The 25,664-nt window shown below is 62.9% G+C and carries 23 protein-coding genes; 20 read left to right on the forward strand and 3 right to left on the reverse strand.

The window, feature by feature from the left end; all coding sequences use genetic code 11:
• Positions 1–2: 2 nt before the first annotated feature.
• Positions 3–1,061: a LacI family DNA-binding transcriptional regulator gene (locus HB681_RS31765; RefSeq protein ID WP_213958872.1), complete on the reverse strand. Its 1,059-nt coding sequence runs from the start codon at positions 1,059–1,061 to the stop codon at positions 3–5.
• Between the two features lie 120 nt (positions 1,062–1,181).
• Here HB681_RS31765 and hisD point away from each other — a divergent pair, with 120 nt between their 5' ends.
• Together hisD and HB681_RS31775 are read left to right on the forward strand one after the other, a co-directional pair.
• Positions 1,182–2,468, forward strand: coding sequence for a histidinol dehydrogenase (gene hisD, locus HB681_RS31770; RefSeq protein WP_345944790.1), 1,287 nt, complete (start codon positions 1,182–1,184; stop codon positions 2,466–2,468).
• Positions 2,465–3,232: an SDR family oxidoreductase gene (locus tag HB681_RS31775; RefSeq protein ID WP_213958874.1), complete on the forward strand. Its 768-nt coding sequence runs from the start codon at positions 2,465–2,467 to the stop codon at positions 3,230–3,232. Before hisD ends, HB681_RS31775 begins: the two co-directional genes overlap by 4 nt.
• A 244-nt stretch (positions 3,233–3,476) precedes the next feature.
• Here the strand turns inward: HB681_RS31775 and HB681_RS31780 are convergent, their stop codons facing one another.
• Complete coding sequence (locus HB681_RS31780) at positions 3,477–4,382, reverse strand: LysR substrate-binding domain-containing protein (RefSeq protein ID WP_213958875.1); 906 nt, start codon at positions 4,380–4,382, stop codon at positions 3,477–3,479.
• Between the two features lie 248 nt (positions 4,383–4,630).
• On the opposite strand from HB681_RS31780, the gene HB681_RS31785 reads away from it, so the two are divergent.
• From HB681_RS31785 to HB681_RS31805, 5 genes are all read left to right on the forward strand, one after another.
• On the forward strand, positions 4,631–5,551 hold the full coding sequence (locus HB681_RS31785) for a branched-chain amino acid ABC transporter permease (protein WP_213958876.1): 921 nt from the start codon (positions 4,631–4,633) through the stop codon (positions 5,549–5,551).
• On the forward strand, positions 5,544–6,572 hold the full coding sequence (locus tag HB681_RS31790) for a branched-chain amino acid ABC transporter permease (protein WP_213958877.1): 1,029 nt from the start codon (positions 5,544–5,546) through the stop codon (positions 6,570–6,572). The genes HB681_RS31785 and HB681_RS31790 overlap by 8 nt, the downstream gene beginning before the upstream one ends.
• The gene (locus HB681_RS31795) at positions 6,569–7,321 is read left to right on the forward strand and encodes an ABC transporter ATP-binding protein (protein WP_213958878.1); all 753 of its coding nucleotides are present in this window, start codon (positions 6,569–6,571) and stop codon (positions 7,319–7,321) included. The genes HB681_RS31790 and HB681_RS31795 overlap by 4 nt, the downstream gene beginning before the upstream one ends.
• On the forward strand, positions 7,318–8,028 hold the full coding sequence (locus HB681_RS31800; RefSeq protein ID WP_213958879.1) for an ABC transporter ATP-binding protein: 711 nt from the start codon (positions 7,318–7,320) through the stop codon (positions 8,026–8,028). Before HB681_RS31795 ends, HB681_RS31800 begins: the two co-directional genes overlap by 4 nt.
• 92 nt (positions 8,029–8,120) lie before the next feature.
• Positions 8,121–9,809 carry an FAD-dependent monooxygenase gene (locus HB681_RS31805; protein ID WP_218628361.1) on the forward strand — a complete coding sequence of 563 codons (1,689 nt, stop codon included), beginning with the start codon at positions 8,121–8,123 and terminating at the stop codon, positions 9,807–9,809.
• Positions 9,810–10,190: 381 nt separating this feature from the next.
• Here HB681_RS31805 and HB681_RS31810 read toward each other — a convergent pair whose 3' ends face one another.
• Positions 10,191–11,363, reverse strand: coding sequence for an ABC transporter substrate-binding protein (locus HB681_RS31810; protein WP_256735171.1), 1,173 nt, complete (start codon positions 11,361–11,363; stop codon positions 10,191–10,193).
• A 280-nt stretch (positions 11,364–11,643) separates the two neighbouring features.
• Between HB681_RS31810 and HB681_RS31815 the strand changes: the two genes are divergently transcribed.
• The 13 genes from HB681_RS31815 (at position 11,644) to HB681_RS31875 (ending at position 24,464) form a co-directional block, all read left to right on the forward strand.
• Positions 11,644–12,885: a porin gene (locus tag HB681_RS31815; RefSeq protein ID WP_213958880.1), complete on the forward strand. Its 1,242-nt coding sequence runs from the start codon at positions 11,644–11,646 to the stop codon at positions 12,883–12,885.
• Positions 12,833–14,167: an ABC transporter substrate-binding protein gene (locus HB681_RS31820; RefSeq protein ID WP_256735172.1), complete on the forward strand. Its 1,335-nt coding sequence runs from the start codon at positions 12,833–12,835 to the stop codon at positions 14,165–14,167. The genes HB681_RS31815 and HB681_RS31820 overlap by 53 nt, the downstream gene beginning before the upstream one ends.
• Positions 14,168–14,210: 43 nt before the next feature.
• The gene (locus HB681_RS31825; protein ID WP_213958881.1) at positions 14,211–15,686 is read left to right on the forward strand and encodes an aldehyde dehydrogenase family protein; all 1,476 of its coding nucleotides are present in this window, start codon (positions 14,211–14,213) and stop codon (positions 15,684–15,686) included.
• A gap of 34 nt (positions 15,687–15,720) precedes the next feature.
• Positions 15,721–16,749, forward strand: coding sequence for an amidohydrolase family protein (locus tag HB681_RS31830; protein ID WP_213958882.1), 1,029 nt, complete (start codon positions 15,721–15,723; stop codon positions 16,747–16,749).
• Positions 16,746–17,897, forward strand: coding sequence for an iron-containing alcohol dehydrogenase (locus HB681_RS31835; RefSeq protein WP_213958883.1), 1,152 nt, complete (start codon positions 16,746–16,748; stop codon positions 17,895–17,897). Before HB681_RS31830 ends, HB681_RS31835 begins: the two co-directional genes overlap by 4 nt.
• Before the next feature lie 170 nt (positions 17,898–18,067).
• A complete protein-coding gene (locus HB681_RS31840) occupies positions 18,068–19,678 on the forward strand; it encodes a carboxylesterase family protein (protein WP_213958884.1) in 1,611 nt (536 codons plus the stop codon).
• A gap of 216 nt (positions 19,679–19,894) precedes the next feature.
• A complete protein-coding gene (locus HB681_RS31845; RefSeq protein WP_213958885.1) occupies positions 19,895–20,779 on the forward strand; it encodes a tripartite tricarboxylate transporter substrate binding protein in 885 nt (294 codons plus the stop codon).
• Between the two features lie 51 nt (positions 20,780–20,830).
• Entirely contained in the window at positions 20,831–21,670 is an 840-nt protein-coding gene (locus tag HB681_RS31850; RefSeq protein ID WP_213958886.1) for a fumarylacetoacetate hydrolase family protein, read from the forward strand.
• A gap of 86 nt (positions 21,671–21,756) precedes the next feature.
• A complete protein-coding gene (locus HB681_RS31855; protein ID WP_213958887.1) occupies positions 21,757–22,707 on the forward strand; it encodes a VOC family protein in 951 nt (316 codons plus the stop codon).
• Between the two features lie 322 nt (positions 22,708–23,029).
• Entirely contained in the window at positions 23,030–23,212 is a 183-nt protein-coding gene (locus tag HB681_RS31860) for a hypothetical protein (protein ID WP_213958888.1), read from the forward strand.
• A 13-nt stretch (positions 23,213–23,225) separates the two neighbouring features.
• Positions 23,226–23,423 carry a hypothetical protein gene (locus tag HB681_RS31865; protein ID WP_213958889.1) on the forward strand — a complete coding sequence of 66 codons (198 nt, stop codon included), beginning with the start codon at positions 23,226–23,228 and terminating at the stop codon, positions 23,421–23,423.
• Entirely contained in the window at positions 23,416–24,024 is a 609-nt protein-coding gene (locus HB681_RS31870) for a VOC family protein (protein ID WP_213958890.1), read from the forward strand. Before HB681_RS31865 ends, HB681_RS31870 begins: the two co-directional genes overlap by 8 nt.
• An 11-nt stretch (positions 24,025–24,035) precedes the next feature.
• Positions 24,036–24,464, forward strand: a complete 429-nt coding sequence (locus HB681_RS31875) for a nuclear transport factor 2 family protein (protein WP_213958891.1) — start codon at positions 24,036–24,038, stop codon at positions 24,462–24,464.
• The last annotated feature ends 1,200 nt before the right edge of the window (positions 24,465–25,664 follow it).

The following is a 25,664-nucleotide window of genomic DNA, read 5'->3' on the forward strand; positions in this document are numbered from 1 at the left end:
CACTAACGTGCTGAGCCTGTGGTCCGACGAGCAATCAATTGCGTGGGCAGCACGTCGCGCGTGACAGGATTGATGTTCTTCGCGCCGATCCTCTCCAGCAAGCGCCGCGCGGCTGTGCGGGCCATGGTCTCGACCGGCTGCCGGACAGTGGTGAGCCCGATCAATGGCGAACCCGAAAGCGGGTTGTCGTCGAATCCGATCACGGAAAGACCGCCCGGAACGGCCACGCGAGACTGCTTCGCCGCTTCGAGGACGCCGAGTGCGATGGTGTCATTGCCGGCAATGATCGCGGTGACGGGTTTGGGCTGTGCGAGGAGTTGAAGCGCCGACGAATAGCCATGTTCGGTCGTGTAGAGGCCCCACATCACCGGGAGGGCGGTCTGGGGCTTGCCGGAGGGGTTCAACACGCTCAACACGCCCCTGGCCCGGTCCCGGCTGGTCGAAGTGTTTTGGGGACCGAGAACCATGCCTATGCGACGGTGCCCGAGGTCATGAAGGTGGCGCGCTGCCTCGGCGCCAGCGTGGAAATTGTCGATCTCGACCGTGTCTACCGACACATCATCCACCGACCGCACCACCAGCACCAACGGAATGCCGCGTCGCTGGACCTCCGGGACGACCTGCGAGTCCAGGGTGGCGGTGGCGAACACCATCCCCTCGAAATAGCCGTCGATCAAGGGCCGGAAGGTCGGCAATTGCTCGGCTTCGTTCAATGAATCGATGATCAAGGTGGTGTGGTAGCCATACTCGGCGAAGGCTTTGTGCAGTTCCTCAAGCAACAGGGTCATGAAACTGTTGTGCAGATTTCCGACGACCAAACCGATCATCCGACTGGTCGACTTGCGACTGCGCCTGTTGCCCGCGCCAAATCGAAAGCCCAGGTCGGCCGCAGCCTGCTGCACGGACGCGCGCGTTGCCTCGCTGATGGCCGAGTGGCCGGCCAACGCTCTGGAGACGGTTGACTGCGACAAGCCGAGCCGATCCGCAATGTCCTGCAGGCGAACGCTGGTCGGGCCACGCTTTGATTTCGGATACGGCGGCTTCGAAGGTCTGGTTGGCATGGGTGAATGGGATTAAGGGTTACTACTGAGCATATGCGTGCAAGTTGCATAGCCGCATGCGCTGTAATTTTATGCATATCTTGCAACCCAACGGCGCGAAAGGCCGACGAAGGAACCCCCGTGATCAAGCAACTCAAGAGTGGCCAGGCAGCAGCCGGCAAATCGGACCGTGACGCCAAGGTGCGCGAAACCGTGGAAACCATACTGGCCGACATCGAATCGCGCGGTGATTCGGCGGTACGCGAATACTCCGAGAAGTTCGACAAATGGAGTCCGGCCTCATTCAGGCTCGGCCATGCGCAGATCGATGCCTGCATCGCGGCGCTCACGCCGCAGGCCCTGGCCGACATCAAGTTCGCGCAGGCGCAGATCCGTCGCTTCGCGCAGATCCAGAAGAGTTCGATGCACGACGTCGAGATCGAGACGCTGCCCGGCGTCGTGCTGGGCCATCGCAACATTCCTGTGAACTCTGTCGGCTGCTACATCCCGGGTGGCAAGTACCCGCTGATCGCGTCCGCTCACATGAGCGTACTCACTGCCAAGGTCGCTGGCGTGAAGCGCGTGGTGGCCTGCGCGCCGCCTTTCGATGGAAAGCCCAGCAACGAGATCGTTGCCGCAATGGCCCTTGCGGGAGCGGACGAAATCTACTGTGTCGGCGGCGTGCAAGCCGTGGCAGCCATGGCCATAGGCACCGACACTTTCAAGCCCGTTGACATGATCGTCGGCCCTGGCAATGCCTACGTGGCCGAAGCCAAGCGCCAGCTTTTCGGGCGCGTGGGCATCGACCTGTTCGCCGGCCCGACTGAGACGATGGTGATCTGCGACGACAGCGTCGATGCCGAACTGGTGGCAGTTGACCTGATGGGCCAGGCAGAGCACGGCGCGACCTCGCCAGCCTTCTGCATCACGACCAGCAAGTCCATCGCCGCCGACCTGCCGGCGGCTATCGAAAAGGTGCTCGGGCGATTGGACACCGCACCAATCGCCAGCGTCGCGTGGCGCGACTATGGCGAAATCATCTTGTGCGACACCGACGAGGAGATGCTGGCAGAGGCCGACCGCTTGTGCTCCGAACACGTTCAGGTGATGACGAAGAACCCGGATTGGTTCTTGCAGCGCATGACGAACTACGGGGCCCTTTTCCTGGGTCCTCGCACCAACGTCTCCTATGGCGACAAGGTGATTGGCACCAACCATACGCTGCCCACCATGGGTGCCGGCCGCTATACCGGTGGACTGTGGGTAGGCAAGTTCATCAAGACCCACACGTATCAGCGCGTGCTGACAGACGAGGCCTCGGTTCAGATCGGCGAGGTGTGCTCACGCCTGTGTGCGCTGGAACAACTCTCGGGCCACAAGGAGCAGGCCGACATCCGCGTGCGGCGCCTGAAGGCAGTGGCTGGATGAGCACCACGGAGGCACCACTGCAAGGTCGGGTCGCCCTGGTCACCGGCGGGGCCGGAGGTCTGGGTGCGGCGATCTGCGAATCGCTGGCCGCTGCTGGCGCGAGCGTCATTGTCGGATACAACCGCTCTGCAGCGGCCGCCATCGCTCTGGCAGCGATGCTGCCTTCGGACCGGGGCGCTTCGCATTGCGCAATGAAGGCGCCAGTGACCGATAGTGCGGCACTCTCGCTTTTGGCGGGTGACATCGCGCAGCGCTGCGGCCGATGTGACATCGTCGTCAACTGCGCTGGCACCACTCGATTCGTCCCGCACGGCGAACTCGATGCGCTCGACGATGCGCTGTTCGATGAAATCTTGGCCACCAACGTGCGCGGCCCTTTCGCCGTGGTGCGTGCAATGCGAGAGTTGCTCGACCGGAGCGACGCAGCATTGGTGGTGAATTTGTCGTCTATCGCCGCGGTGACGGCCATGGGAAGCAACGTCGCTTACTGCGCATCGAAGGCGGCGGTCGACAACATGACTCGATCGCTGGCGCGTGCGCTCGCTCCGAAAATTCGTGTGCTGTCGGTTTCGCCAGGACTCGCAGATACCGAATTCGTCAAATCAATGGACCCGAGCTGGCGCGACGAGCAGGCGGCCCGAACACCGTTGAGGCGGCTGGCGCAGCCCGATGAAGTGGGCCGCGCGGTGGTGGCTTGCGCCACACACCTGGCTTTCACCACAGGGGCCGTGATACCCATCGACGGCGGACGACCCCTCGCCTGACAGCTATTTGGCTCGGGTCAAAGAGCCTGCGAAGTGTCTTTTGCGAGATTCAACAAGTTGGTCTGTCATGACGACATGCATTGTGTCAGGTCGGTAGATGCTCTGAGAATCCGCTCGCTTCGCTGCCGGAAGCGGTCGGCGCTCCACTGCCAATTCTTCCAAGAGACTGATCTCGTGCTCTGGCTCCGGCAGCGGCCGATCGAAGGACTCGGTCCCCAATGACGGCGCGCTGAATTCCGGTGGTCTAAGACATGAGCGTATGCACATGCAGGCTCGCGCGGCGAATCATGTCGCAGAAGTACTCGGCCGCAGGCGTCAGGGGCAGGCCAGTGCGCTGCACGATGCAGATCGGCTGCGCAACCAGGGGCTCGACGATTTTGATGCGTTCCAAAGCGTCCCGGAAGACCGGCGCTTGCGACCAATGAATCGGCAGGAGCATCAGCAGATCAGAGGACGCCATCACCATCAGGAAACTCAATGCGGATTGCGCTTCGAACACAAGCTTCGGGGCGGGCAAGCCAAGTTTTGCGAACAGGGGCAAAAGCTCTTCTTGCGCGCGTGGCGTGCTCGAGGCGGTCATCCACTCCGCTTCCGCCAGTTCGGTAATCGACGTTGCGTTGGCTAGCGGGTGTCCCTTGCGCCCGAGGACGACCCGATTGGTGTCGAGCAGTTTCTCGACTGTCAATTCACCCGACATGTCCTCGAACGTAGGTCCGACGTAGAAATCGATCGTCCCGTCAATCAGTTGGTTCTCTACTCCCGGCAGCAACGAATCAAGCAAGCGCACTGTGACGCCCGGAAAGCGTTGGCGGAACGGGCCAATGGTGTTGGGTAGCAGTGCCATGTGTGCCACGGGCGAAAGGCACACGGTGATGTGCCCCTGGAGCGCGCCGCGCATCTGAAGGATTTCCTCCTGGGCGCGGGCGACCTCCGTTCGGATGGCCTTGGAACGCCTGAAGAACATCTCTCCCATTGGCGTCAGGCGCACGCCCTTGGCCCGCCGCTCGAATAAAGCCACCCCGAGGTCTTTCTCGAGTTCCTGAATGCTGCGGGTGATCGTCGGCTGCGATACCTCAAGTTGACGTGCTGCGGCGCGCAAGCTGCCACGTTCTGCGACGGTCACGAAGTCGCGCATTGAACTCAGTTTCATGTCCCCAACTCCGGCTGATCAAACTTATCTATCAACAGGGCGCCATTATCGGGATCTTGCATCGGTCCGACCCCCGTGACATCCCGGAGTGGGCTCGTTGTGCATCATTAGAGCGCAGCGATACAGGATGCGTATCGCACCACTCGCTTTCTCATCTGCCAGTCTGTGCCGATCGTTCCTACGATCGGCACATCAAAAAGCGGAGACAACGCAATGAAACCTACTGATCGAATGGGGTCGCCCCCGCCATGACCGGCGCACTCTTTCTCGCCCAGTTGCTGAATGGCTTTCAGCTCGGCGTGCTGCTGTTCCTGCTATCGGCCGGCTTGACGCTAGTGCTGGGCATCATGAACTGCATCAATCTGACGCATGGCTCGCTCTACATGATCGGCGCCTATGTCGCGGCGGCCACCTATGGCCGGTGGAACTCCTTCGTCCTCGCTGGCGTGGCAGCGGTGCTGGTCTCGCTGGCGATGGGTCTCTTGATCGAGCGCGTCGTACTGCGGCGGCTCTACCAGCGCGACCACCTCTATCAGGTGCTCGGCACCTTCGGGCTCATCCTCTTCATCAACGAAGTGGTGCGCATCATCTGGGGGCCGTCGCCGCTGTTCATCAATGTGCCCGAGGCTCTGAGCGGGACCGTGAACCTCTTGGGCTTGCCATATCCGGCGTATCGCTTCGCGATCATTGCCTGTGGTCTGGCAGTGGCCGGGGGCCTCTATGTAGTCATCCACAAGACGCGTGTCGGCATGCTGATTCGCGCCGGCGCATCCAACGCCACGATGGTCTCGGCGTTGGGCGTGAACATTTCGCTGCTCAATGCGGTGGTGTTCGGCGCCGGTGCAGCACTCGCAGGCCTGGCGGGGCTGATGGCGGCCCCGATCCTGTCGGTGCAGCCCGGCATGGGCGAGCCGATCCTGATCCTCACGCTGGTGGTGATCGTGACCGGCGGGGTCGGCTCGATCCGGGGTGCGTTCTATGGGGCATTGATCGTCGGCATGGTCGACACGATGGGCCGAGCCTTGCTGCCCGGCGTCATGCGCGAATTGTTCGAGCGGAGCCTGGCGCAAGCCGCTGGCCCGGCGCTGGCGTCGATGTCGATCTACCTCCTGATGGCCGCGGTGCTCGCCGTTCGCCCGCAGGGACTTTTCCCGGTGAAACATGGCTAACGCTTCCATCATTCAGCTTCCGATTCCCGATGGGAAAACTGCGGCGCGACGCAGGCCGACAGCACGCGTCGTCACGGTCGGCTTGGTGATCGCCTTGCTTGCGCTGATCCCGGTCTATTCGTCGCTCGCCTCGCAACCCACCTACCTCACACTGTTCTCGCGCATCATGATTTATGCGCTGGCCGCGCTGGGCCTGAACCTGGTGCTGGGCTACGGTGCGCTCGTCAGCTTCGGCCACGCCCTGTACATCGGCATCGGTGCCTATGCGGTGGGCATGCTGTCGACGAACGGCATCACAAACGGGTTTGCGCACCTCGGCGCGGCATTGGCGGTGGGGCTCGGTGCATCGGTCGTGATCGGTCTGATCTGCCTTCGCACCGGGGGCATCGCCTTCATCATGATCACGCTGGCATTTGCGCAAATGATCTACTTCCTGGCGGTTGGCCTGAAGAACTATGGCGGCGACGACGGGTTGCCGATCGCGGCGCGCAGCGACTTCGGTGCGCTCGACCTCAGCAACAACGTGGTCCTCTACTACGTCATCTTCGCGATCCTGATAGCGACGTTGTATGCCATCCATCGGCTCGTCAATGCGCGCTTCGGCATGGTGTTGCGCGGGGCCAAGGTCAATCCGCATCGCATGGCGGCGCTGGGCTTCTCGGCCTTGCCCTACCAGCTGGCGGCCTATGTGATTTCGGCGCTGGTCTGCGTGGTCGCCGGCGTGCTGTTGGCAAACCTCACGTCGTTCGCCTCGCCCGCCTACATGGAATGGTCGCTGTCGGGCGAGTTGATCGCGATGATCGTACTGGGCGGCCTGGGCAGCCTGGTCGGCCCGATCATCGGCGCCGGTGTGTGGCTGCTGCTGCAGGAACTGCTGACGTCCGTCAGGCTCGGCCTGCCTTGGGGCCTGGACGACATGCTGCACGATCACTGGATGCTGGTGCTCGGCGCGGTCGTCGTGCTAGTCACGCTGGGTCTCAAGCAGGGCCTCTATGGCTGGCTGCTGGAGGACAAGGAATGAGCACGCTGCAAGTCAAGGGCCTGGTGAAGCGCTTCGGCGGGTTGATCGCCACAGACCATCTCGACCTGGAGGTTCGCCCCGGCGAGCTGCATGCCGTGATCGGCCCCAACGGCGCCGGAAAGACGACACTGCTCAACCAGTTGTCCGGTGCGCTGCTGCCGAGCGAAGGGTCGATCCTGCTCGATGGGGTCGATGTCACGTTCATGCCGATGCCCAAACGCGCGCTGGCCGGCATTGCCCGCTCGTTCCAGATCACGTCGGTGTTTTCGGGATTCGACGTGCTGCAGAACGTCATGTTCGCGGTGCAGGCCGGCAGCGGCCACAGCTTTTCTTTCTGGCGACCAGCCGCTTCGGACCGCGCGTTGCGCGACCCCGCGATGGCAGCGCTGGCCGAAGTGGGTCTCGCCGCGATGGCGAACATTCCGGTTGCTGCGCTCGCGCACGGTGCGCGCCGTCAACTCGAGATCGCGATGGCCCTCGCGATGAAGCCCAAGCTGCTCTTGCTGGACGAACCCATGGCCGGGATGAGCCACCAGGAGTCGCTTGAAGTGGTGGCCTTGCTGCAGCGATTGAAGGGGCGTTACGCGATCGTCCTGGTCGAGCACGACATGGATGCCGTCTTTGCGTTGGCCGACCGGATCGCCGTGCTGGTCTACGGTCGGCCCATTGCCTGCGGTACACCCAAGGATATACAGGACAACCCCGACGTGCGCGCAGCGTATCTCGGCGACCAGGAGGAAATGGCATGAGCGCATTGCTGGAGGTGAACCGCATCGAGACCTGCTATGGATCCAGCCAGGTCCTGTTCGGCATCTCGCTCGAAGTGAGGCCGCACGAAGTCGTGACGCTGGTGGGCCGCAACGGGATGGGCAAAACGACCACGGTCAAGTCGATCATGGGACTGTTGACTCCGCGCGCCGGCAGCGTGCGGTTTGCCGGTTCCGACCTCAACGGCCAGCCCCCGCATCGTGCGGCGCAAGCCGGGCTCGGGCTCGTTCCGGAAGGCCGCCACGTGTTTCCCAACCTCACGGTGCATGAGAACCTTGTCGCCACTGCCGGCAACCGCCACAAGGCTGCGCAAAGCTGGAACCTCGAGCGGGTCTACGACATGTTCCCGCGCCTGAAGGAACGCGAGCGCAACCTTGGCGCCAACCTGTCGGGAGGTGAGCAACAGATGCTGGCGATCGGCCGCGCGCTGATGACCAACCCATTGCTGCTGATCCTCGACGAGGCCACGGAAGGCCTTGCACCCTTGATCCGCGCGGAGATCTGGGCGTGCCTCGAACGCCTCAAGACAGCGGGGCTCGCACTGATCGTCATCGACAAGAACATCGGCCCGCTGATGCGATTGGCCGACCGGCATTACGTGGTCGAGAAGGGCCAGGTGGTGTGGTCGGGGAGCAGTGATGCCCTGCGCTCGGAACCCGGCGTCGTGAGCGAATACGTCGGCGTCTGATCGCAAGACCCCGAATCGCAATTCACCGCGCACGTGCGATTCGGCATGGGCGCACCACATCTTCCATTCACATCCTAACGATCGAGGCTACCTTGACCGACAGTGCAGACATCCAAACACGCGTGCTCATCGTGGGCTCGGGCCCGACCGGGCTCGCCCTCGCCATCGAACTGGGTCATCGCGGCATTCCATGCCTGGTCATCGAGCGCAATGCGCGCGTCGGCCATGCGCCGAGGGCCAAGACTACCAACGTCCGGACGCGCGAACACATGCGCCGATGGGGCATCGCCGAAACCTTGCGTGCGGCGTCGCCGCTGGGCGTGAGCTACCCGTCGAATGTGCTCTTCGTGACGCGGCTGGCCGGCCATGAGCTTGCGCGCTTCGAGAACGCGCTTTATTGCGGGCCGGGACGCAACCCGTTCTATTCGGAGCACTCGCAGTGGATTCCGCAGTACACGGTCGAAGAGGTGATGCGCGCGCATGCCGCATCCTTGCCGGGCGTGCAGATCTGCTTCAACACGGAACTGGTTTCGTTCGAGCAGGACGACCGTGGGGTGCATGCTGTCACGCGCAGCCTCGAGACCGGCGCGGTGCGCGCGGTAAAAAGCGAGTTCCTTGTCGGCGCCGACGGGGCACGCAGCACCGTGCGCGAGGCGATCGGCGCGCGCATGAACGGCACGTACGGCATGTCCCGCAACTACAACGTCGTGTTCCGCGCGCCGGGTCTTGCGAAAGCGCACCGTCACGATCCCGCCATCATGTACTGGCAGGTGAACGCCGACGTGCCCAGCATCATCGGACCGATGGACAGCGACGACCGGTGGTACTTCATGCCGACCGGCGTGAAGGAGGGCTTCAAGTTCGAACCGTCCGAGGCGCCAGCGCTCATCCGCAAGGCCTCCGGCATCGACCTGCCTTACGAAGTGCTGAGTTCCGACGAGTGGGTGGCGAGCCGCCTGATCGCCGACCGCTACCGGAGCAGCCGCGTGTTCCTCGCAGGCGACGCGTGCCATCTGCATCCGCCGTTTGGCGGGTACGGAATGAACATGGGCGTCTCGGACGGTGTGGACCTCGGATGGAAGATAGCTGCCGTCCTGCAGGGTTGGGGCGGCCCCGGTCTGCTCGACAGCTACGAAAGCGAACGCCGCGGTGTGCACGACTACGTGATGGACGAGTCAGTGGCCAACCACGCGACGCTCGGCAACCAACTGTGGCAACAAGGCATGGAAGACGATGACGAAGCCGGCGCCGCATTACGCAAGGAAGCCGGTGCTCGCATTTCGGCCGCTAAGCTGCGCGAATTCGCCACGCTCGGCGTGATGCTGGGATACCGCTACGACGCGTCGCCGGTGATCGTGGCGGACGGAACGCCTGCGCCGGCCCACGACTTCCTGAACTACGTGCCCTCGGCGCGACCGGGCTGTCTCGCGCCCCATGCGTGGCTGCATGACGGCACATCGCTCTACGACCATTTCGGCGCCGGCTTCACGCTGCTCGTGACGGATGATTCCAATGGCGACGACATCGAGCGCGCGCGAGCGTCGGCTCGTGTAGCGGGGGTGCCGCTGGTCATCGTGCGGCCGCATGGCATGGCGCTGGCCGAACTCTACCGCGCACGGTTCGCGCTCATCCGTCCCGACCAGCACGTCGCATGGCGCGGCGATGCGTGGCCGTCCGATGACATGAGGCTTTGGCATCTGGTCACCGGCCGGCGTGAAGAGCAATCGACTGATGCGAAGCCGCACGGCCGAGTGGAACGTGAAGCGGTTCCGCAGCGTTGAACCTCGTGGCGCGCGGATGGTCTCTTTCGCATACGTCTACAAGGACCAATTACGTTCCGCAATCGGAGCAAAGCCTCAGGCCGCGTAGCTAACGGCCGTCGCGAGGACCTTGGTCGTGTGCTTATGCGGAGTTTCCGCGCTAGGAAGTGCGTGATGCCCAGGCGTTCTGGCCCGAACTGGGCGAAGAGAATTTGCCCCGAGAACGCTTGTCAGGTGCTCGTGGCGTTCGACACGCGGGTGTCGCTCGCTTGCTCGCCTCGAGCAAGCGACGCGCGCTGCGTGCGCGTGCTCGAGGCCATAGCGACGTTTGACGGCAAGATCACCCACATCGACTACCACCACGTCTGCCAGACCAGGCGTCGAGCCGCACCGCCTACCGGGTCAGGGAAGCGAGCACTGCGCGTGGAAGGGATCCTGGTAGTCCTTCAATGACGTCGCCACGGTCTTCAGGCTTACGCGCCCCTTCGCATCCTTGGCGACTTCGAACATGCGCAGGTCCTGGATCGGGAAGTTGTTGTTGCCGAAGCGGAACGACCCGCGCACGGACTTGAAGTCCGCGGCCTTCATTGCCGCGGTGAAGGCAGTCTTGTCCGTTACGTTGCCCTTGACCTTGGCAATTGCGGAGTCCAGCAGCAGCGCACCGTCGTAGGCCTGTGCAGCGAAGTTGGAGGGAATGCGGTTGTACTTCTTCTCGTACGCGTCGACGAACTCGCGGTTCGCGGGGTTGTCGATGTCCGGTGCCCACATGTGGCCGCTCAACGCGCCCAGTGCACTGTCCTTGAGGGCGGGCAGGGAGGTGCCGTCGATCGTGCCGGTCGACAGCAGTGGCAGTGTCTTGAGCAGCCCGGCCTGCTGGTACTGGCGCACGAAGTTCACGCCGAGCGCGCCCGCATAGAACACGAACACCGCATCGGGCTTGTTGGACGCGATCTGCGTGATCTCGCTCGAGAAGTCGAGCTGGTTCAAGGGCGTGTAGACCTCATCCACCACGGTGCCCCGATAGTAGCGCTTGAAGCCGGCAAGCATGTCCTTGCCGGCCACATAGTTCGGCGTGAGCAAGGTCACCTTCTTGTAACCCTTGTCGGAGGCGTACTTGCCCACGCCTTCGGTCAGCGTGTCGATCTGGAACGACACGACGTACTGGTAAGGCGAGCACCCCGCGCCCGCCAGCGCCGAAGGCCCCGCGTTGGTGCTCAACAGGAACACCTTCTTGTCGGTGATCGGCTTGGCGACTGCCATCATCACATTGGATGCGGTCATGCCCGTGATGATCGGCACGTTCTCGCGCTCGATCATCTTCTGCGCCAGCTGCAAGGCCACCTCGGGCTTGAACTGGTCGTCTTCCTTCAGCACCTGGACGGGGACGCCGCCGAGCTTTCCGCCGCGCTGCTCGACGGCGAGCATGAAGCCATCGTACTGGTCCTGCCCGAGTGTGCCGAGCGGGCCCGAAAGCGTCGCGAGGAAGCCGATCTTCATCGGGGTCTGGGCACCAGCTTGGGAGCCGGCGAGCAAGGCAAACGCCGCCGCAGCAGTGCATAGCAAACGATGGGTCAATGGTGTCTCCTGGAATTGTTGCGGTCCATCGTAGGGGCACGCATCGCGCGCGCACAGATGAGAACTTGCGACGAGTGATAGGCAAGTCGGATCACCGCCCGCGCAGGGTTGGTGTTTCCACCGAGATACAGGAAGCTGATCGCGGACGGCCATTGCTCATCTTCGAAAAAGCTACGTCGCCTCCTAGAGTCCGGCACGCTCGCTTTCGCCAGCGCGCCTTCCCTGATCAACCAGCGTCGTTTCAAAGATTTCGATCAGCTACAACTAAGAGGCAATGCCAATGAAGAAAATCGCCGTCCCCATGATCCTTCTCGCAATCGCGGGAGTTGCCGGGGCCCAGTCCTCCGTCACGCTCTTCGGCGTGATCGATACCTCGATCAGCTCGTACGGCACGAAGAGCACGCGCTATGTCGTGCCCGAGACGACCATCAAGCAGACCCAGACGGTACTCTCGAGTAACAGCTTCGTGCCGAGCCGTCTCGGCTTTCGCGGTACCGAAGACCTTGGTGGCGGCCTGTCCGCGAATTTCTGGCTGGAGGGGCAACTGGCCACCGACGATGGCGGCGCGGCGTTTTTCTCGCGGCGCTCCACCGTGAGTCTTGCAGGTCCTTTCGGTGAGTTGCGCCTGGGCCGCGATTACACGCCGACCTTTTGGATCGACACGCTGTTTGACCCGATGAACAACATCGGCGTCGGGGCGAGCCTGATCGGCTCCGTCAACGGCAGGATCGCGCCAGCGGCAGCGTTGTCGGGCGGAGGGCTTCTCAACACTCAGTTGGGCGGAGCGTTGGACAACTACATTCGGACCAGCAACGCGATTGGCTACTTCCTGCCGCCGGGGTTGGGCGGCTTTTACGGCCAGGTGATGTACGCGCTTCCAGAGGGAATCAAGAACTCGCTGGTGCCGGGCAGCCCGTCGAATCGCGGCGGCCTCTATGGCGCGCGCTTCGGCTACGCCAACGGTCCGCTTGACGTGGCAGGTTCGTATGTGGAGAGCACGCCGGTCGATGCGGTGGCGCCGTTCATCACGCCGGCGCGCGAGCGCAAAGTCAAGATGGCCGATCTTGCCGCGTCATACGACTTCAAGCTGTTGAAGCTGTTCGGCGAAATCTCTCGTACCACCGACGACCTCGTTGCAGCGCTTGGCAGCACGGGCGCGCCCAGTGCGTTGACGTCGCGCACCTCGACCAACTACGAAGGCGCGCTGGTCGGCGTGACCGTGCCGATTGGAGCTGGCATGGTTCGCTCGGCGTATAGCTATGTGAAGTCGAAGACCGACGCGCCCGGTTTGTTGCCGGCCAACCAGGATGCATCTGCCTCGCGCTTTGCCATCGGATATGTGTACTACCTGTCGAAGCGCACGTTGCTGTCCGCAACGGCCGCATACACCCGAATGAAGGACGCCCAAAACAACCCCGTCATGGGCATTCTCCCCGGCCTCGCCATCGGGTATGTCACGACGGGGGGATATGCGCCGCGCTCGTCGACGGGCTACGACGTTGGCATTACGCACTCCTTCTGATTCATTCTTCGTATCAGCGCAGCGGCTTTCGCATCTTCCGCGAAAGCCCTTGCGTCCGTACGATCTGCGGCCAGGGCGAACGCCGTGCTTTTTCATTCTCAAGGTACCCATGATTTTTTCAAGAAGCAGGTCAGTGGCAGTGGCGCTCGCATACGTTTTTTCGGCAGGTATCGCCCTTGCGCAAACGCCGATCAAGATTGGCTACCTCGGCACGCTCTCCGGCCCCGTGAGCCCATTGGGCCAAGACATGTATGACGGTTTCCTGCTGGGTATCGAGCAGAACGGCGGCAAGCTCGGTGGTACGCCGGTGCAGGTGATCAAGGAGGACGATCAGTTCAAGCCGGAGGTGGCGTTGCAGATCGTCAACCGGATGATCGAGAAGGATAAGGTTTCCATCATCACGGGCATCACCGGCTCGAACGTGATGATGGCGGTGAACAAGTCCATCACCAGCAAGGAAGTGTTCCTGGTCGGCGCCAACGCCGGTCCTTCACCGCTGGCCGGTGCGCAATGCTCGCCCTACCAGTTCGTCTCGTCCTGGCAGAACGACAGTTGGGCGGAGGCCGCCGGCAAGTACGCCAACGACAAGGGCTACAAGCGCATGGTGCTGGTCGCGACAAACTACCAAGCTGGCAAGGACGCCGTCAACGGCTTCAAGAAGTACTTCAAGGGTGTGGTCGTCGACGAGATTTACCCCGGCATCACACAGCCTGACTTCTCGGCGGAGATGACGCAAATCGCCTCCCAGAAACCAGATGCAACCTTTGCGTTCATCCCGACTGCCAACATCAACTTCATCCGGCAGTACCAGCTGGCAGGGCTGTCGAAGACCGTGCCGCTTCTGACGGTGGGTATGGCAGATGCCACCACACTTGGCGCACTGAAGGACGCGGCGCTGGGCATCCAGTCTGTGCACTTCTGGGCACCCGATACCGACAACCCTGTGAGCCGGCAGTTTGTCGATGCCTTCGAGAAAAAATATGGCCGCATACCGTCGAACTATGCCGCGCAGGGCTACGACTCCGCACTGTTGCTTGATACCGCCATCGCGCGCGTCAAGGGCGAGGTGGGCAACAAGAAAGCCTTCATGGCGGCATTGAAGCAAGGCAGCGCAAAGTCGGTTCGCGGCTCGCTCAAGTTCAACAACAACAACTTCCCGATCAACGACTGGTACGCATTCGAGGTCGCGAAGGACGCCAAGGGCCGCGTGAGCTTGAAGACGGTCGCAACGCCGCTCAAGGACTATCAGGACTCCTACCACACGCAATGCACGATGAAGTGAGAGAGATGCGCTCTCAATCGAAGAGACAACCAAGGAACAAGAGATGACAGAAGCAGTAGCGACCAGAGTCCGCCAATATCGCCAGTTGATCGCAGGCGAATGGGTCGATGCGGAGGAGGGCGCGACGTACGACGACTTCAATCCTTTCAACGGCGAAGTGTTTGCGCAGATCCCTGCGTCGAGCGGCGCTGACGCGCAACGTGCCATCGACGCCGCCGACAAGGCGTTTCCCGCTTGGGCCGCGATGGGCGCGCGACAGCGCCAGGCGCTGTTCCTGAAGGCGGCCGACATCCTCGAGCGGCGCGCCGACGAAGTGGTGCTGCTGATGGCGCAGGAGACCGGCTCGGCCGCGCCGTTCTCGCGGTTCCAGGTGCAATGGGCTGTCGGACTGCTGCGGCAGGCTGCCGGCTATCCGTACCTGCCGGGAGGAGAGATCGTTCAATCCGACACACCTGGCGTGTTCGCGATGGCGCTGCGCAAGCCGCTCGGCGTCATCGGCGGCATCTCCCCATGGAACGGTTCGGTGGCGCTGGGCTTTCGCACAGTCGTCGCGCCACTGGCCTGCGGCAACACCGTGGTGCTCAAGCCTTCGGAGGACGCACCCGTGTGCGCGGGCATCCTGATGGGCGAGATCATGACGGAGGCCGGCTTTCCGCCAGGCGTGCTCAACGTCGTCACCCATGCGCCCGGCGCAGTCGGCCCAGTCGCCGACAAGCTGTTCGAAAGCCGGAAGGTGCGCGCCTACAACTTCACCGGCTCGTCGGTGACGGGCGCCATGCTGGCCGCGCGCGCCGGGCAGCACTTGAAGCGCATCGCGCTGGAGCTGGGCGGCTACAACCCGATGATCGTGCTGAAGGATGCCGACCTCGACTACTCGATCGACACGGCGATCTTCGCGGCCTTCTTCCACCAGGGGCAGATTTGCATGAACACGCGCAAGATCCTTGTCGAGCGCCCGCTGTTCGATGCCTTCCTCGAGCGCTTCGTGGCACGCGCGCAAGCGATCAAGGCCGGCGACCCGACCAATCCCGCGACCAAGATCGGTCCGCTCATCAATGACCGTGCCGTGGCCAACGTGCGCAAGGGCATCGAGCAAGCCGTCGCCAAGGGCGCACGCTTGCTGGCAGGTGGCACCAGCGAAGGCCGCTGCTTCGCGCCGACCGTCCTTGTCGACGTGCCGCCGGATGCGCCGATCTACTGCGAGGAAGTCTTCGGGCCCGTCGTGATCGTCGAACCTTTCGACACCGAGCAGGAGGCCATCGACAAGGCCAATGGCACCGACTTCGGCCTGTCGGCGTCGGTCATGACCGCGGACGTCTGGAAGGGCATCATGCTCGGCGGAAAGATCCAGTCGGGCATGGTCAACGTGAACGGGCCGACCATGGGCGGCGAGCCCCAGATTCCTTTCGGCGGTGTGAAGGACAGCGGCTGGGCGCGCTTCGGCCGCTGGGCCATCGACATGTTCACCGACCTCAACCTCGTCACGGTGAGCCAGAACAAGCGCCAGTATCCGCTGTAGGCCGGCTGCCCGGGTCCCATTGGAAAGAAAACACATGAAGAAGATAGACATCTACAACCACGTCCTGCCGCCTGCGTATTTCGAACTCGTCAAGACGCACTCGAAGGACGCCGGCATCGTCAAGCGCATGGCCGGCCTGCCCATGCTGTGGGACCTGGAAGCCCGCGCGAAGATGCTGGTGGAGAAGTTCCCGGACGTCGTCCAGGTGCTGACGCTCAGCGCGCCTGCGCCCGAGTACCTCGGCGGCCCGGACCAGTCGCCGGAATTCGCCCGCGTGGCAAACGACGGCATGGCAGAGATCTGCAAACGCTGGCCGGACCAGTTCCCCGTGTTCGTGGCCTCATTGCCGATGAACAACGTGCCGGAAGCACTGAAGGAAATGGACCGCGCGATCAACGAACTCGGCGCGCGCGGGGTGCAGATCATCTCGAACGTGAATGGTCGTCCGCTCGACGACGCCGAGTTCTTCCCGGTCTTCGAGCGCATGGCCAACACGCACGACCTGCCGATCTGGATGCATCCGTTCCGCCCGGGCACCACGTCGGACTACAAAGGAGAAGAGCGCTCTAAGTACGAGATCTGGCAGGTGCTGGGATGGCCCTTTGAAACCTCGGTGGCCATGTCGCGGATGGTGTTCTCGGGGCTGCTCGAGAAGCTGCCGAAATTGCGCATCATCACGCACCACTGCGGGGGCATGCTGCCTTACTTCGCAGGTCGCGCAGAGTCGCTGTGGGCGCAGCTCGGCAGCCGCAGCGTCGACGGCAGCGAGGCCGACGTTCTCAAGCGCCTGTCGAAGGCGCCCATCGAATATTTCAAGATGTTCTACGGCGACACGGTGCTCGGCGGCTCGCGCTCGGCGCTACGCTGCGGCATCGACTTCTTCGGCGTTGACCACGTGGTGTTCGCCTCCGATTGCCCGTTCGATCCCGAGGGCGGTCCGATGTTCATCCGCGAGGGCATCCGGTCCATAGCGGACCTTGGCTTGAGCGATGAAGACCAGGAGAAGCTTTACCTGGGCAATGCGCTCAGACTGATGCGCCTGTCGCACATCGGCAAGCCATGACGCAGGCTTCGCCCCGGTCACTGCCCGTGCCGGCGCTCCATCTCCCGCGCACCCTGTTTGCGGACGGCGCGATCGCCGCGCTGCCGGCGGAACTGGCCGCGGTGGGCGTGTCGCGGCCGCTGCTCGTCACCGACCGCGGCGTGTTTGCAGCGGGGCTCGCTGCCAGGGTGATGTCCGCCTGCAGCGACGCCTTCCCAATGGTTGTCTTCGATGGCGTCACGGAGAACCCGTTGTTCGCAGACGTCGACAGTGGTGCGACGCTCTACCGCGCAAGTCGCTGCGACGGCGTCGTGGCGCTGGGCGGTGGATCGGTGATCGACACGGCCAAGCTGATCGCCTTGCTGGCCACCAACAACGGCTCGGCGGCCGACTACGTGGGCGTGCCTGGCGTGGTCCATTTCGCCGGGGCGCCACTGCTGGCGATACCCACAACCGCCGGCACCGGCAGCGAGGCGTCGCCCTCGGCAGGCATCCATCCGGACGCGACCACGGCATCGCTCGGCATGAACTCGCGGCACCTCGTGCCAACGGTGGCGATCCTTGATCCGGGTCTCACGCGCAGCTTGCCGCCGCGCCTGACGGCCGCCACCGGAATCGATGCGTTGTCGCACTGCATCGAGGGCTTGTTGTCGAAGAAGAGCGTGCCGCTGGGCAACGCAATCGCGCTCGATGGGATTGCACGCGTCGCGCGTTGCCTGCGCCGTGCGGTGCGCGACGGCAACGACACCGAAGCACGCGCCGAGATGATGTTGGCTGCCTACGCTGGCGGCGTGGCCATCGGCATGGGCTTGGGCCCGGCGCATGCCGTGGCGCTCACCTGCAGCGACCAGGGCTTCCCGCACGGCGTGCTGAGCGGCATCGGGCTCGTGGCCACGCTGGACGGCACGGCGCGCCAGTCGCCCGAACCCGTCGCGGCGATCGCACGGGCGTTCGGGTTGGACGCGTCGGCATCGCTTTCGGAGGCCATCGCGTCGTTGATGCGCGAACTCGGCTTGCCCGCGACGCTTGCGGAACTCGGTTACGCGGCCAGCGACGTGCAGCGACTGGCCATAGCAGCCAACGCCAGCCACTTCAATCTGTTCGCCCCTATGCATCCGACACCGCTCGAGTACGCGGCGCTGTTGCAGTCGTCCTTGAAGAGAGAGTAGGCGCATGGACATCCAACGCAGACAGCGTCTCCAAGGGGGGACTATCCGTATCAACCGATGGGACCGGCCGTCGCCTTCATGGACAAGGTCGTCATCAGCGAGGCCGATCCCGAGTCGATCTATCACTTGAACGCCCGCCGCATCTTTCACATCGAACAAGCGACATCATCATGAATCTGCTTCACTCCGTCGGATGGTTTGCAACCACCATGCTGGCCGCCATGGCCCCGATCTCCCTGCATGCCGAGCCCGCGGAACTCGGCGAGGTGGTTCACACCGTGTCCGGCGCCGTGCGCGGCTCGCCCCGAGATGAGAACGGCGTGCTTTCCTTCAAGGGGATGCCATTTGCCGCGCCGCCTGTCGCCGATCTGCGCTGGCACGCACCGGAGCCGGTCAAGCCCTGGACCGAGGTGCGCGACGCCACGAAGTTTGGAAATCGCTGCCTGTCGGCGCTCCCCAACGATCCTGAGCCCGGGCCGGCACGTTCCGAGGACTGCCTGTTCCTCAACATCTGGACTGCCGCGCACAAGCCCGCCGAGAGGCGGCCAGTGATGGTGTGGATTCACGGCGGAGGCTTCCAGTTCGGCTCCGGGTCGGCGCCGTATTTCAATGGAACGCAACTTGCGCGCAAGGGCGTGGTGCTTGTGACCTTCAACTACCGTGTCGGCGTGCTGGGCCACATGGCGCACCCTGCGCTCGACAAGGAAGGCGCTTCGGGCAACTATGGCTTGCAGGATCAGCTTGCGGCGCTGCACTGGGTGAAGGCCAACATTGCGCGTTTCGGCGGTGATCCGGACAACGTCACGCTGTTCGGGGAGTCGGCCGGCGCGCACGCCGTCGGTCTTCTCATGACCTCGCCGTTGTCGAAGGGCCTGTTTCATAAGGCCATTGGTCAAAGCGGCGCCTTCTGGGACGGAAAGAACGGGCCGATGGAGGGCTTCGATGAATCCCGGGCGCGCGGCGTTGCATTCATGAGGAAACTGGGCGAAAGCTCGATCGCTGCATTGCGTGCGATGCCCGCTGAAAAAATCAATGCTGCGGCCCCATGGGACTTCACCATGAATCCGATGGTGACGGTGTTCTCGCCCAATGTCGATCACCATGTGCTCCCGGACTTCCCGTCGGCCCGCTATGCGAGGGGCGAATACATGAAGATCCCGCTGCTCGCTGGCTGGAACGAGGCCGAGGACTATCCGTTCCGCGCCTTCTCGCTGCCGCATGGCAACGCGCAGGAATTTCGCGATGCGGCCGCGCGTATGTTCGGAAAGGATCGGCTCGCGGAATTCCTGGCCCTGTACCCCGCCAGTACCGATGCCGAAGCGGTCGCCTCGTCCAACGCGCTCACAGGCGACATCACGATCAGCGAGCAGACCTGGAAGTGGCTGGAGTACCAGCAGGCGGGCGGCCGCGTGCCGGTCTATGGCTACAAGTTCACCTACACGTCGCCCTATGTGCCCATCGCGTCACACATCACTGAAATCCCGTTCGTCTTCGGAACGCTGACCCCGCAGTTCATCATCCACAGCAACAAGCCGCCGGCAGAGGCTGACCGCGCGCTCGCGCAAACGATGATGTCGTACTGGGTCAACTTCGCCACCCGTGGCAATCCGAATGCGGCCGGCCTTCCGATCTGGCCTGCCTATGGCGACAAAGGGCTCATTCAGAACCTCGGACAGGTCGTGGCACCGCAAGAGAACGCGCAGGCCGCGCGCTTCAGGTTCATCGCAAGCTATCGCGCCGGTGGCACTTTGCCGCTTCGCTGGCGGCGAGACGTCCCCTGATCACATCGCGCGGTGATTCGTACTGTGTATCACCGCGCGGATTTTGGGATCTGTGCGCGCGGACCATGGCGTCGCATGATTGCCTCTCAATAGGATCTGGAGACACACAACGTGGACGCAATTACAAGACGCAAGGCCTTGCTCATGGTTTCAGCCGCAGCCTGTGGCGGGCCGGCGCTGGCCCAGGGCGGAGTTGGCGCTTTTCCATCACGCGCCGTGACCCTTGTCGTCCCGTTTACCGCAGGCAGCGGCAGCGACACCATCTCCCGAATCATCGGGCCGCGGTTGGGCGAGCTGTGGAAGCAGCCTGTCGTGGTCGACAACCGGCCTGGTGCCAGTGGCAACCTCGGTGCCGATCGCGTGGCCAAGTCGCCGCCCGATGGGCAGACCCTGCTGATGGCCATCAATACCCTCGCGGCAACGCCATCCCTCTACAAGACGCTGCCCTACAACCCAGCGACGGACTTCACCCCGATTGCACGGCTGGCCACCGCAAGTTTTGCCTTGATCGTCAACAACAACGTGCCGGTGAAGGATGTGCGATCGCTGGTGGCATATGTGAAAAGCAAGCCGACCGGCTCGCTCAACTACGCATCTCCCGGCAATGGCACGCCGCATCACATGGGCATGGAACTGGCGAAATCCGCGCTTGGCATCGATGTCGTGCACGTGCCTTACAAAGGCTTTTCCGGCGCGCTGACCGACACCATGGGCGGGCAGGTGCAGATGATGCTCGCCACTGTGCAATCGGTGCTGCCGCAGGTGCAGGCCGGCAAGGTCCGGATGCTGGGCGTGACTGGCGCCGAGCGTTCGCCATTGATGCCGGACGTGCCGACTTTCCGTGAGCAAGGCATCAGCGCGCTGGAGCCCGTGGATGCCTGGTATGCGGTGTTCGGTCCTGGCGGAATGTCTGCCGCGCTCGTCGAGCGCCTGCACCACGACTTCGTGCAGGTGGTGCAACAGGATGATGTCAGGAAGAAGCTGTCGGAGTTGGGCCTCGCCGTCAGGATCAGCAGCCCAGCCGAGTTGCGCGAGTTGATGTCCTCGGACATCGCGCGCTGGAAGAAAGTCGTCGCTGATGCGCATATCGTGGCCGAGTAAACCTGCCGAACTCCAACAACCCCTGTATCGAACTACCGAAAAGACAACCAGATGAAACTGCTTCGCCACGGCCCCGTTGGGGCAGAAAAGCCCGGCGCACTTGACAACAATGGCCAGGTGCGCGATTTATCCCTTCTCGTTCCGGACTTCACGCCCGAATGGATGTCACCCGCCAAGCTGCAGGCGCTTACCGCCATCGACCTCTCGAAGCTGCCGCTGGTACCCGAAGGCACACGCTTGGGCGCGCCGGTGGCCGGCGTGCGGCAGTTCGTCGCCGTCGGATTGAACTACCGCAAGCACGCGGAAGAGGCCGGCCTTGAGATTCCGAAGGAACCGGTCGTGTTTACCAAGGCGCTCACGTCGCTGGCTGGCCCGAACGACGACGTCGAGCTGCCCGACGGCTCCGTCGCTGGCGACTGGGAGATCGAGTTGGGCTTCGTCATCGGAACGCAGTGCAAGAAGGTTTCGGTGGCCGATGCGTTGAAGCACGTGGCGGGCTACTGCCTGGCCAACGACGTTTCGGAGCGCGACTGGCAGATCAAGCGCGGCGGCCAGTGGGGCAAGGGCAAGAGCTTCGACGGCTTCGGCCCGATTGGTCCGTGGCTCGTGACCACCGAAGAGTTGCCTGATCCACAGAGGATCCCACTCGAACTGGCTGTGAACGGCGAGGTCAGGCAGCAGAGCAATACCGCCGACATGATCTTTCCTGTCGCTGAAGTGGTGTCGTACCTGAGCCAGTTCATGACCTTGCTGCCGGGCGACGTGGTCATCACTGGCACCCCGCAAGGCGTGGGCTTGGGCATGAAGCCGACGCCGCAGTTCCTGAAGCGTGGCGACGTGATGACGTTAAGCGCGGGCGTGCTGGGCACGCAGCGCCAACGTGTCGTCTGAACAGGCGGACAACCGAGCCCTCGGCGATCAAGCCCGCGCCAAGGCGGAAATGCCACGGAATTGCCACGGTTCAAAAGGAGACAACAATGACAGCTGAAACAAGCATTCGAAGTAATAGCACCCCAGCGGTGCACTCGGTGGATGAATTTGTCTTCAGCGTGCCGGATCTGGAGCAGGCGCGCCACTTCTACAACGCTTTCGGGCTGGACGTTCGCACTGAAGACCAAGCGCTGGCGCTCCACACATTCGGAAATCCGCACCGCTGGGCGCGGGTGCTCCAAGGCGGCGACACCAAGCGCCTCAGATGGGTCACGTTGGGCATCCACGCGGCGGACGAAGCGCGCTTCAAGGAGCGCCTGGCGGCGAGGGGCATTGCCACAGTCGCGCCGCCAGCCGGTGCGGACGCCAACGGCTTGTGGATCGAAGGTCCGGACAGAATTCCGCTGCAGCTGCGTGTCGCCGAAAAGTCCTCGCCTTCGCAGCCCGCGCCGCGCGAGTTCCCGCCCCAAAGCGCTAACGCTGGCCGCTCGCCGAGTCGCAGCAAGGCACAGCCAGCCCGACCGCTGTACCTGTCGCACATCCTGCTATTCAGTGCCGATGTGGATGCAGCACGCATCTTCTACGAAGACGTTCTTGGCCTTCGACTCTCCGACAAGTCAGGCTCGGTCATCGCTTTCATGCACACGCCGCACGGCAGTGACCATCACCTCATCGCGCTCGCCAAGTCGAACGGCGGCGGTCTGCACCACAGCAGTTGGTGCGTGCCGTCCTTTGACGCGGTCGGGCAAGGCACACAGCAGATGGCGGAGGCCGGATACGAGGAGGGGTGGGGTGTGGGGCGCCATGTGCTCGGCTCCAACTACTTCCGCTATGTGCGCGACCCGTGGGGCAGCTACGCGGAATATTCTTTTGACATCGACTATGTCGAGGCCGGCAACACCTGGCCTGCGGCGGACCATCCCGGCGAGGATTCGCTCTACGTTTGGGGCCCATCCGTTCCCGAGGATTTCGTCGTCAACCACGAAATGGCTGGGTGAAGGTCGAAGCTCGCCTCGGCAACCGTGCTGCTCCGAATTGTCCGAGTTGTCGAGTTGGACTGCCTTGGAGAAAGCCCTCGCGCCGGAGCGCGGACGGCTGAGGCCGTCGCACAGCGGAGTTTCTTCGACCAGTGCAAGTGATACGGCAAAGCGTATCGCGAGTGCGTTTTTCCCATCTTCCTGGAAGAAGACCTGGTCCATTGTATCAGCAGCCAGACGTTCGCTTGCGATGTACAAAGAGGCAGTCGAGGCTTGACCTCAAAAGAGACAACCGCAACGGTGTTGATCCAGACCAGCACCACAGCAGATCTGGATCGAGCAAATGACGAGCGACAACAAATATGCGAGCGAGCAGTCCGGGCGCTCATCGTGGGCGCCGGGCCCGTCGGGCAGGCTACTGTTCATCGAGCTGGAGAAACGCGGCATCGATTGCCCGGTCGTGGAGAAAAACGCGCGGGCGGGCGCCGCGCCCCGCGCGCCGCGCTTCACGACGCCAAGCGATTGAATGTCCCACTGAAATGCTGCAGTCAGACAACCCGGCAGTTGTATGCCTCTACCGTCATCACCCGATTCTGAGTCGGCACGATCAGCAAATCGCATGGACGGGGAATGAATGGCCGACGGGCAAAGACCTTGATGTCTTTGCGATGGCCACGGGTCGAACCGTTGAAACACCGCCCGCGCAGAAACGTTTGAAGGAGAGTTTTCATGAATGAGCTAGTTGATTCCGTACGAGGCGCCACAGTCGAACCGGCCACGGCCGCCATTTCCCCGGCCAGGCTCGCCCATGTCGTGCTTCGGACATCGAAGTTTGACGAGCTGATGCAGTGGTATCAAACAGTGCTGTGCGCGAGCGTCGCATATTCCGATGGCCGCATCGCCTTTCTTGCATACGACGACGAGCATCACCGCATCGCGCTGATCGAGGTGCCGGGCCTGCGTGACCAGCCAGACGGGATTTGTGGCGTGCATCACATTGCGTTTACTTATGCCTCGCTAAGTGACCTCGTTGCGACCTATGAGCGTCTTGACGGGCTTGGTATTTCGCCGGTGTGGTGCGTGAACCATGGTCCGACCACCTCGATGTACTACGCCGACCCTGACGGCAACCAGGTGGAACTGCAGATCGACAACTGCGCCACGGTGGAAGAAGCAGGCGCTTTCTTCTTCACTCCGGATTTCGCCACCAATCCCATTGGTGTTGATTTCAACCCGGCCGAACTGGCCCGGCGATTTCACGCCGGGGAAGACGAGGCCACGATCAAGACGCGCCCGGCAAGCGGTCCACGTGGCGTAGACGGTATCAATTTGCGTTGATTGAACGACAGATGAACCTTGAAGAACAACTACGCGCCGAGCGCGAATGCACCCGCCTTTGCAACGACTTTGCGTGGAGCGTAGACCAGTGCGACTACGACGCATTTGTTCGCTTGTTTGCTGACGATGGCGTGTTCGAAAGGGGCGGGCAGGCGAGCGAGGGCAGCGCCGCTATCCGCAGCTTCCTCGATGGCAGGCCACAGGGAAGAGTCACCCGACATCTCTGCGCGAACATTCGTATCGATATGACCAGCGCTGAAACCGCGGTCGGCACATGCTCTGCCTTGATGTTCCAGGCGCCCGCTGAAAGCAGCGCAACGCCATCGCAACCACTGCCTGTTTCAACGCCAGTGGTGGTCGACTACGTCGATGACTACGTCTTGACCCACGTCGGCTGGAAGTTCAAGAAGCGCCGCACGATGCTTGTTTTTCAGCCTTGAGCCACGGTTCCGCCGCGCCGGTTAGACCCATGGACACCTCGTCAATCCGCAAGGCATTCTTCGGCGTGCTCACCAGCTTCGTCTTGGTCACGCGATAGCAAGGCGGGCTCAAGCGAGCGGGCTGGCCCCCAATGCAAAGCTGTCCCCTGAATGCATCGGAACGACGCACCAAGCTCGTGGTGAGGCCGCAGTTTGGCGGGGCTGCATCCCATTCAAAAGGTCGCCGGCGGCAAAAGATGCGCGTGCGCCTACTAACTCGTATGATTTTGGCTTAATACATATGGTGTGTAACGCAATTGCAAAGGTAGGGCACCATAATCTTCGCTTATCGACCCGATGCCCTCGTTCAGGAAGACTGCGGGCCCCTGGGCCAGTTGACATGCCACCTCCAGGTCCCGTGGAGAGCCCTCCACCCGGCCCCGTGGATAGGCCTCCCCCTGGGCGGTGGAAAGTCCGCCGCGTGGGCCGGTGGAGAAGCCGCCTCCAGGACCGGTAGACAGTCCCCCACCGGGTCCGGTTGATAGACCGCCCCCTGGCCAGTCGAGCACGGTCCGCCGGGTCCGGTGTAGCCCACGCAATCTGCGAACGCGCCCGCCGAAACTAGCGTCATGGCGGCGGCGAGCGCCACAAGCTTTGGCTTCATGTCTTTTCCTTAGAAGCAGCCGCATGATTGCGAACCGTCCGAGCCAGTATGGGTGTCAACCGATGGGCAAGGATGAAAGGGCGACGAATCAAGGGCGCTTACGCGACTTTGTGGGCAGTTCCAGCTCGATCGCCTACGAACCGATAACCCGATGCCACTTCGCGGCCAGAACCGAGGCGCGATAGGCGCGAGCGAGGTCCAGGACGTTGTCCTGGCCGATTGCGCGGCTCCGTGAGGCCCGCCAGTGGCGCCAGGAAGTGGGCCCCGTACCATCAGGCCCTTGACCACTGCGGCACCTCCAATGACGATAACGATCACCGCCCCGCCTCCTGCCATGAGCGCCGAACTGGAGCAACAGTACAACCTGCTGCAGAACGAACTGGGGGCTCGACGAGAACTTCCCGCCCGAGCAGATCGCCGCGATGCTGATCGCTTCATGCACGCTGCTGCTGATGGTGATGAACGGGTTCTCGGAGATCTGCGAGAGCGAGGACGGGCGACCGATGCTGGCCGCCGCTCACGCGGAGTTCCAGCTAGTGGTGCGCGGCAATCCCTTG

The organism is Variovorax sp. dw_954, from assembly GCF_018449755.1.
Lineage (GTDB): Bacteria > Pseudomonadota > Gammaproteobacteria > Burkholderiales > Burkholderiaceae_C > Variovorax.

Coding starts and splice junctions, on each gene's coding strand:
- HB681_RS31800 (WP_213958879.1), top strand. CDS start 7,318: ATGAGCGCATTGCTGGAGGTGAACCGCATCGAGACCTGCTATGGATCC.
- HB681_RS31775 (WP_213958874.1), top strand. CDS start 2,465: ATGAGCACCACGGAGGCACCACTGCAAGGTCGGGTCGCCCTGGTCACC.
- HB681_RS31835 (WP_213958883.1), top strand. CDS start 16,746: ATGACGCAGGCTTCGCCCCGGTCACTGCCCGTGCCGGCGCTCCATCTC.
- HB681_RS31840 (WP_213958884.1), top strand. CDS start 18,068: ATGAATCTGCTTCACTCCGTCGGATGGTTTGCAACCACCATGCTGGCC.
- HB681_RS31865 (WP_213958889.1), top strand. CDS start 23,226: ATGCTGCAGTCAGACAACCCGGCAGTTGTATGCCTCTACCGTCATCAC.
- HB681_RS31815 (WP_213958880.1), top strand. CDS start 11,644: ATGAAGAAAATCGCCGTCCCCATGATCCTTCTCGCAATCGCGGGAGTT.
- HB681_RS31765 (WP_213958872.1), bottom strand. CDS start 1,061: ATGCCAACCAGACCTTCGAAGCCGCCGTATCCGAAATCAAAGCGTGGC.
- HB681_RS31875 (WP_213958891.1), top strand. CDS start 24,036: ATGAACCTTGAAGAACAACTACGCGCCGAGCGCGAATGCACCCGCCTT.
- HB681_RS31855 (WP_213958887.1), top strand. CDS start 21,757: ATGACAGCTGAAACAAGCATTCGAAGTAATAGCACCCCAGCGGTGCAC.
- HB681_RS31860 (WP_213958888.1), top strand. CDS start 23,030: ATGACGAGCGACAACAAATATGCGAGCGAGCAGTCCGGGCGCTCATCG.
- HB681_RS31830 (WP_213958882.1), top strand. CDS start 15,721: ATGAAGAAGATAGACATCTACAACCACGTCCTGCCGCCTGCGTATTTC.
- HB681_RS31795 (WP_213958878.1), top strand. CDS start 6,569: ATGAGCACGCTGCAAGTCAAGGGCCTGGTGAAGCGCTTCGGCGGGTTG.
- HB681_RS31850 (WP_213958886.1), top strand. CDS start 20,831: ATGAAACTGCTTCGCCACGGCCCCGTTGGGGCAGAAAAGCCCGGCGCA.
- HB681_RS31820 (WP_256735172.1), top strand. CDS start 12,833: ATGCGCCGCGCTCGTCGACGGGCTACGACGTTGGCATTACGCACTCCT.
- HB681_RS31780 (WP_213958875.1), bottom strand. CDS start 4,382: ATGAAACTGAGTTCAATGCGCGACTTCGTGACCGTCGCAGAACGTGGC.
- HB681_RS31825 (WP_213958881.1), top strand. CDS start 14,211: ATGACAGAAGCAGTAGCGACCAGAGTCCGCCAATATCGCCAGTTGATC.
- HB681_RS31790 (WP_213958877.1), top strand. CDS start 5,544: ATGGCTAACGCTTCCATCATTCAGCTTCCGATTCCCGATGGGAAAACT.
- HB681_RS31785 (WP_213958876.1), top strand. CDS start 4,631: ATGACCGGCGCACTCTTTCTCGCCCAGTTGCTGAATGGCTTTCAGCTC.
- HB681_RS31870 (WP_213958890.1), top strand. CDS start 23,416: ATGAATGAGCTAGTTGATTCCGTACGAGGCGCCACAGTCGAACCGGCC.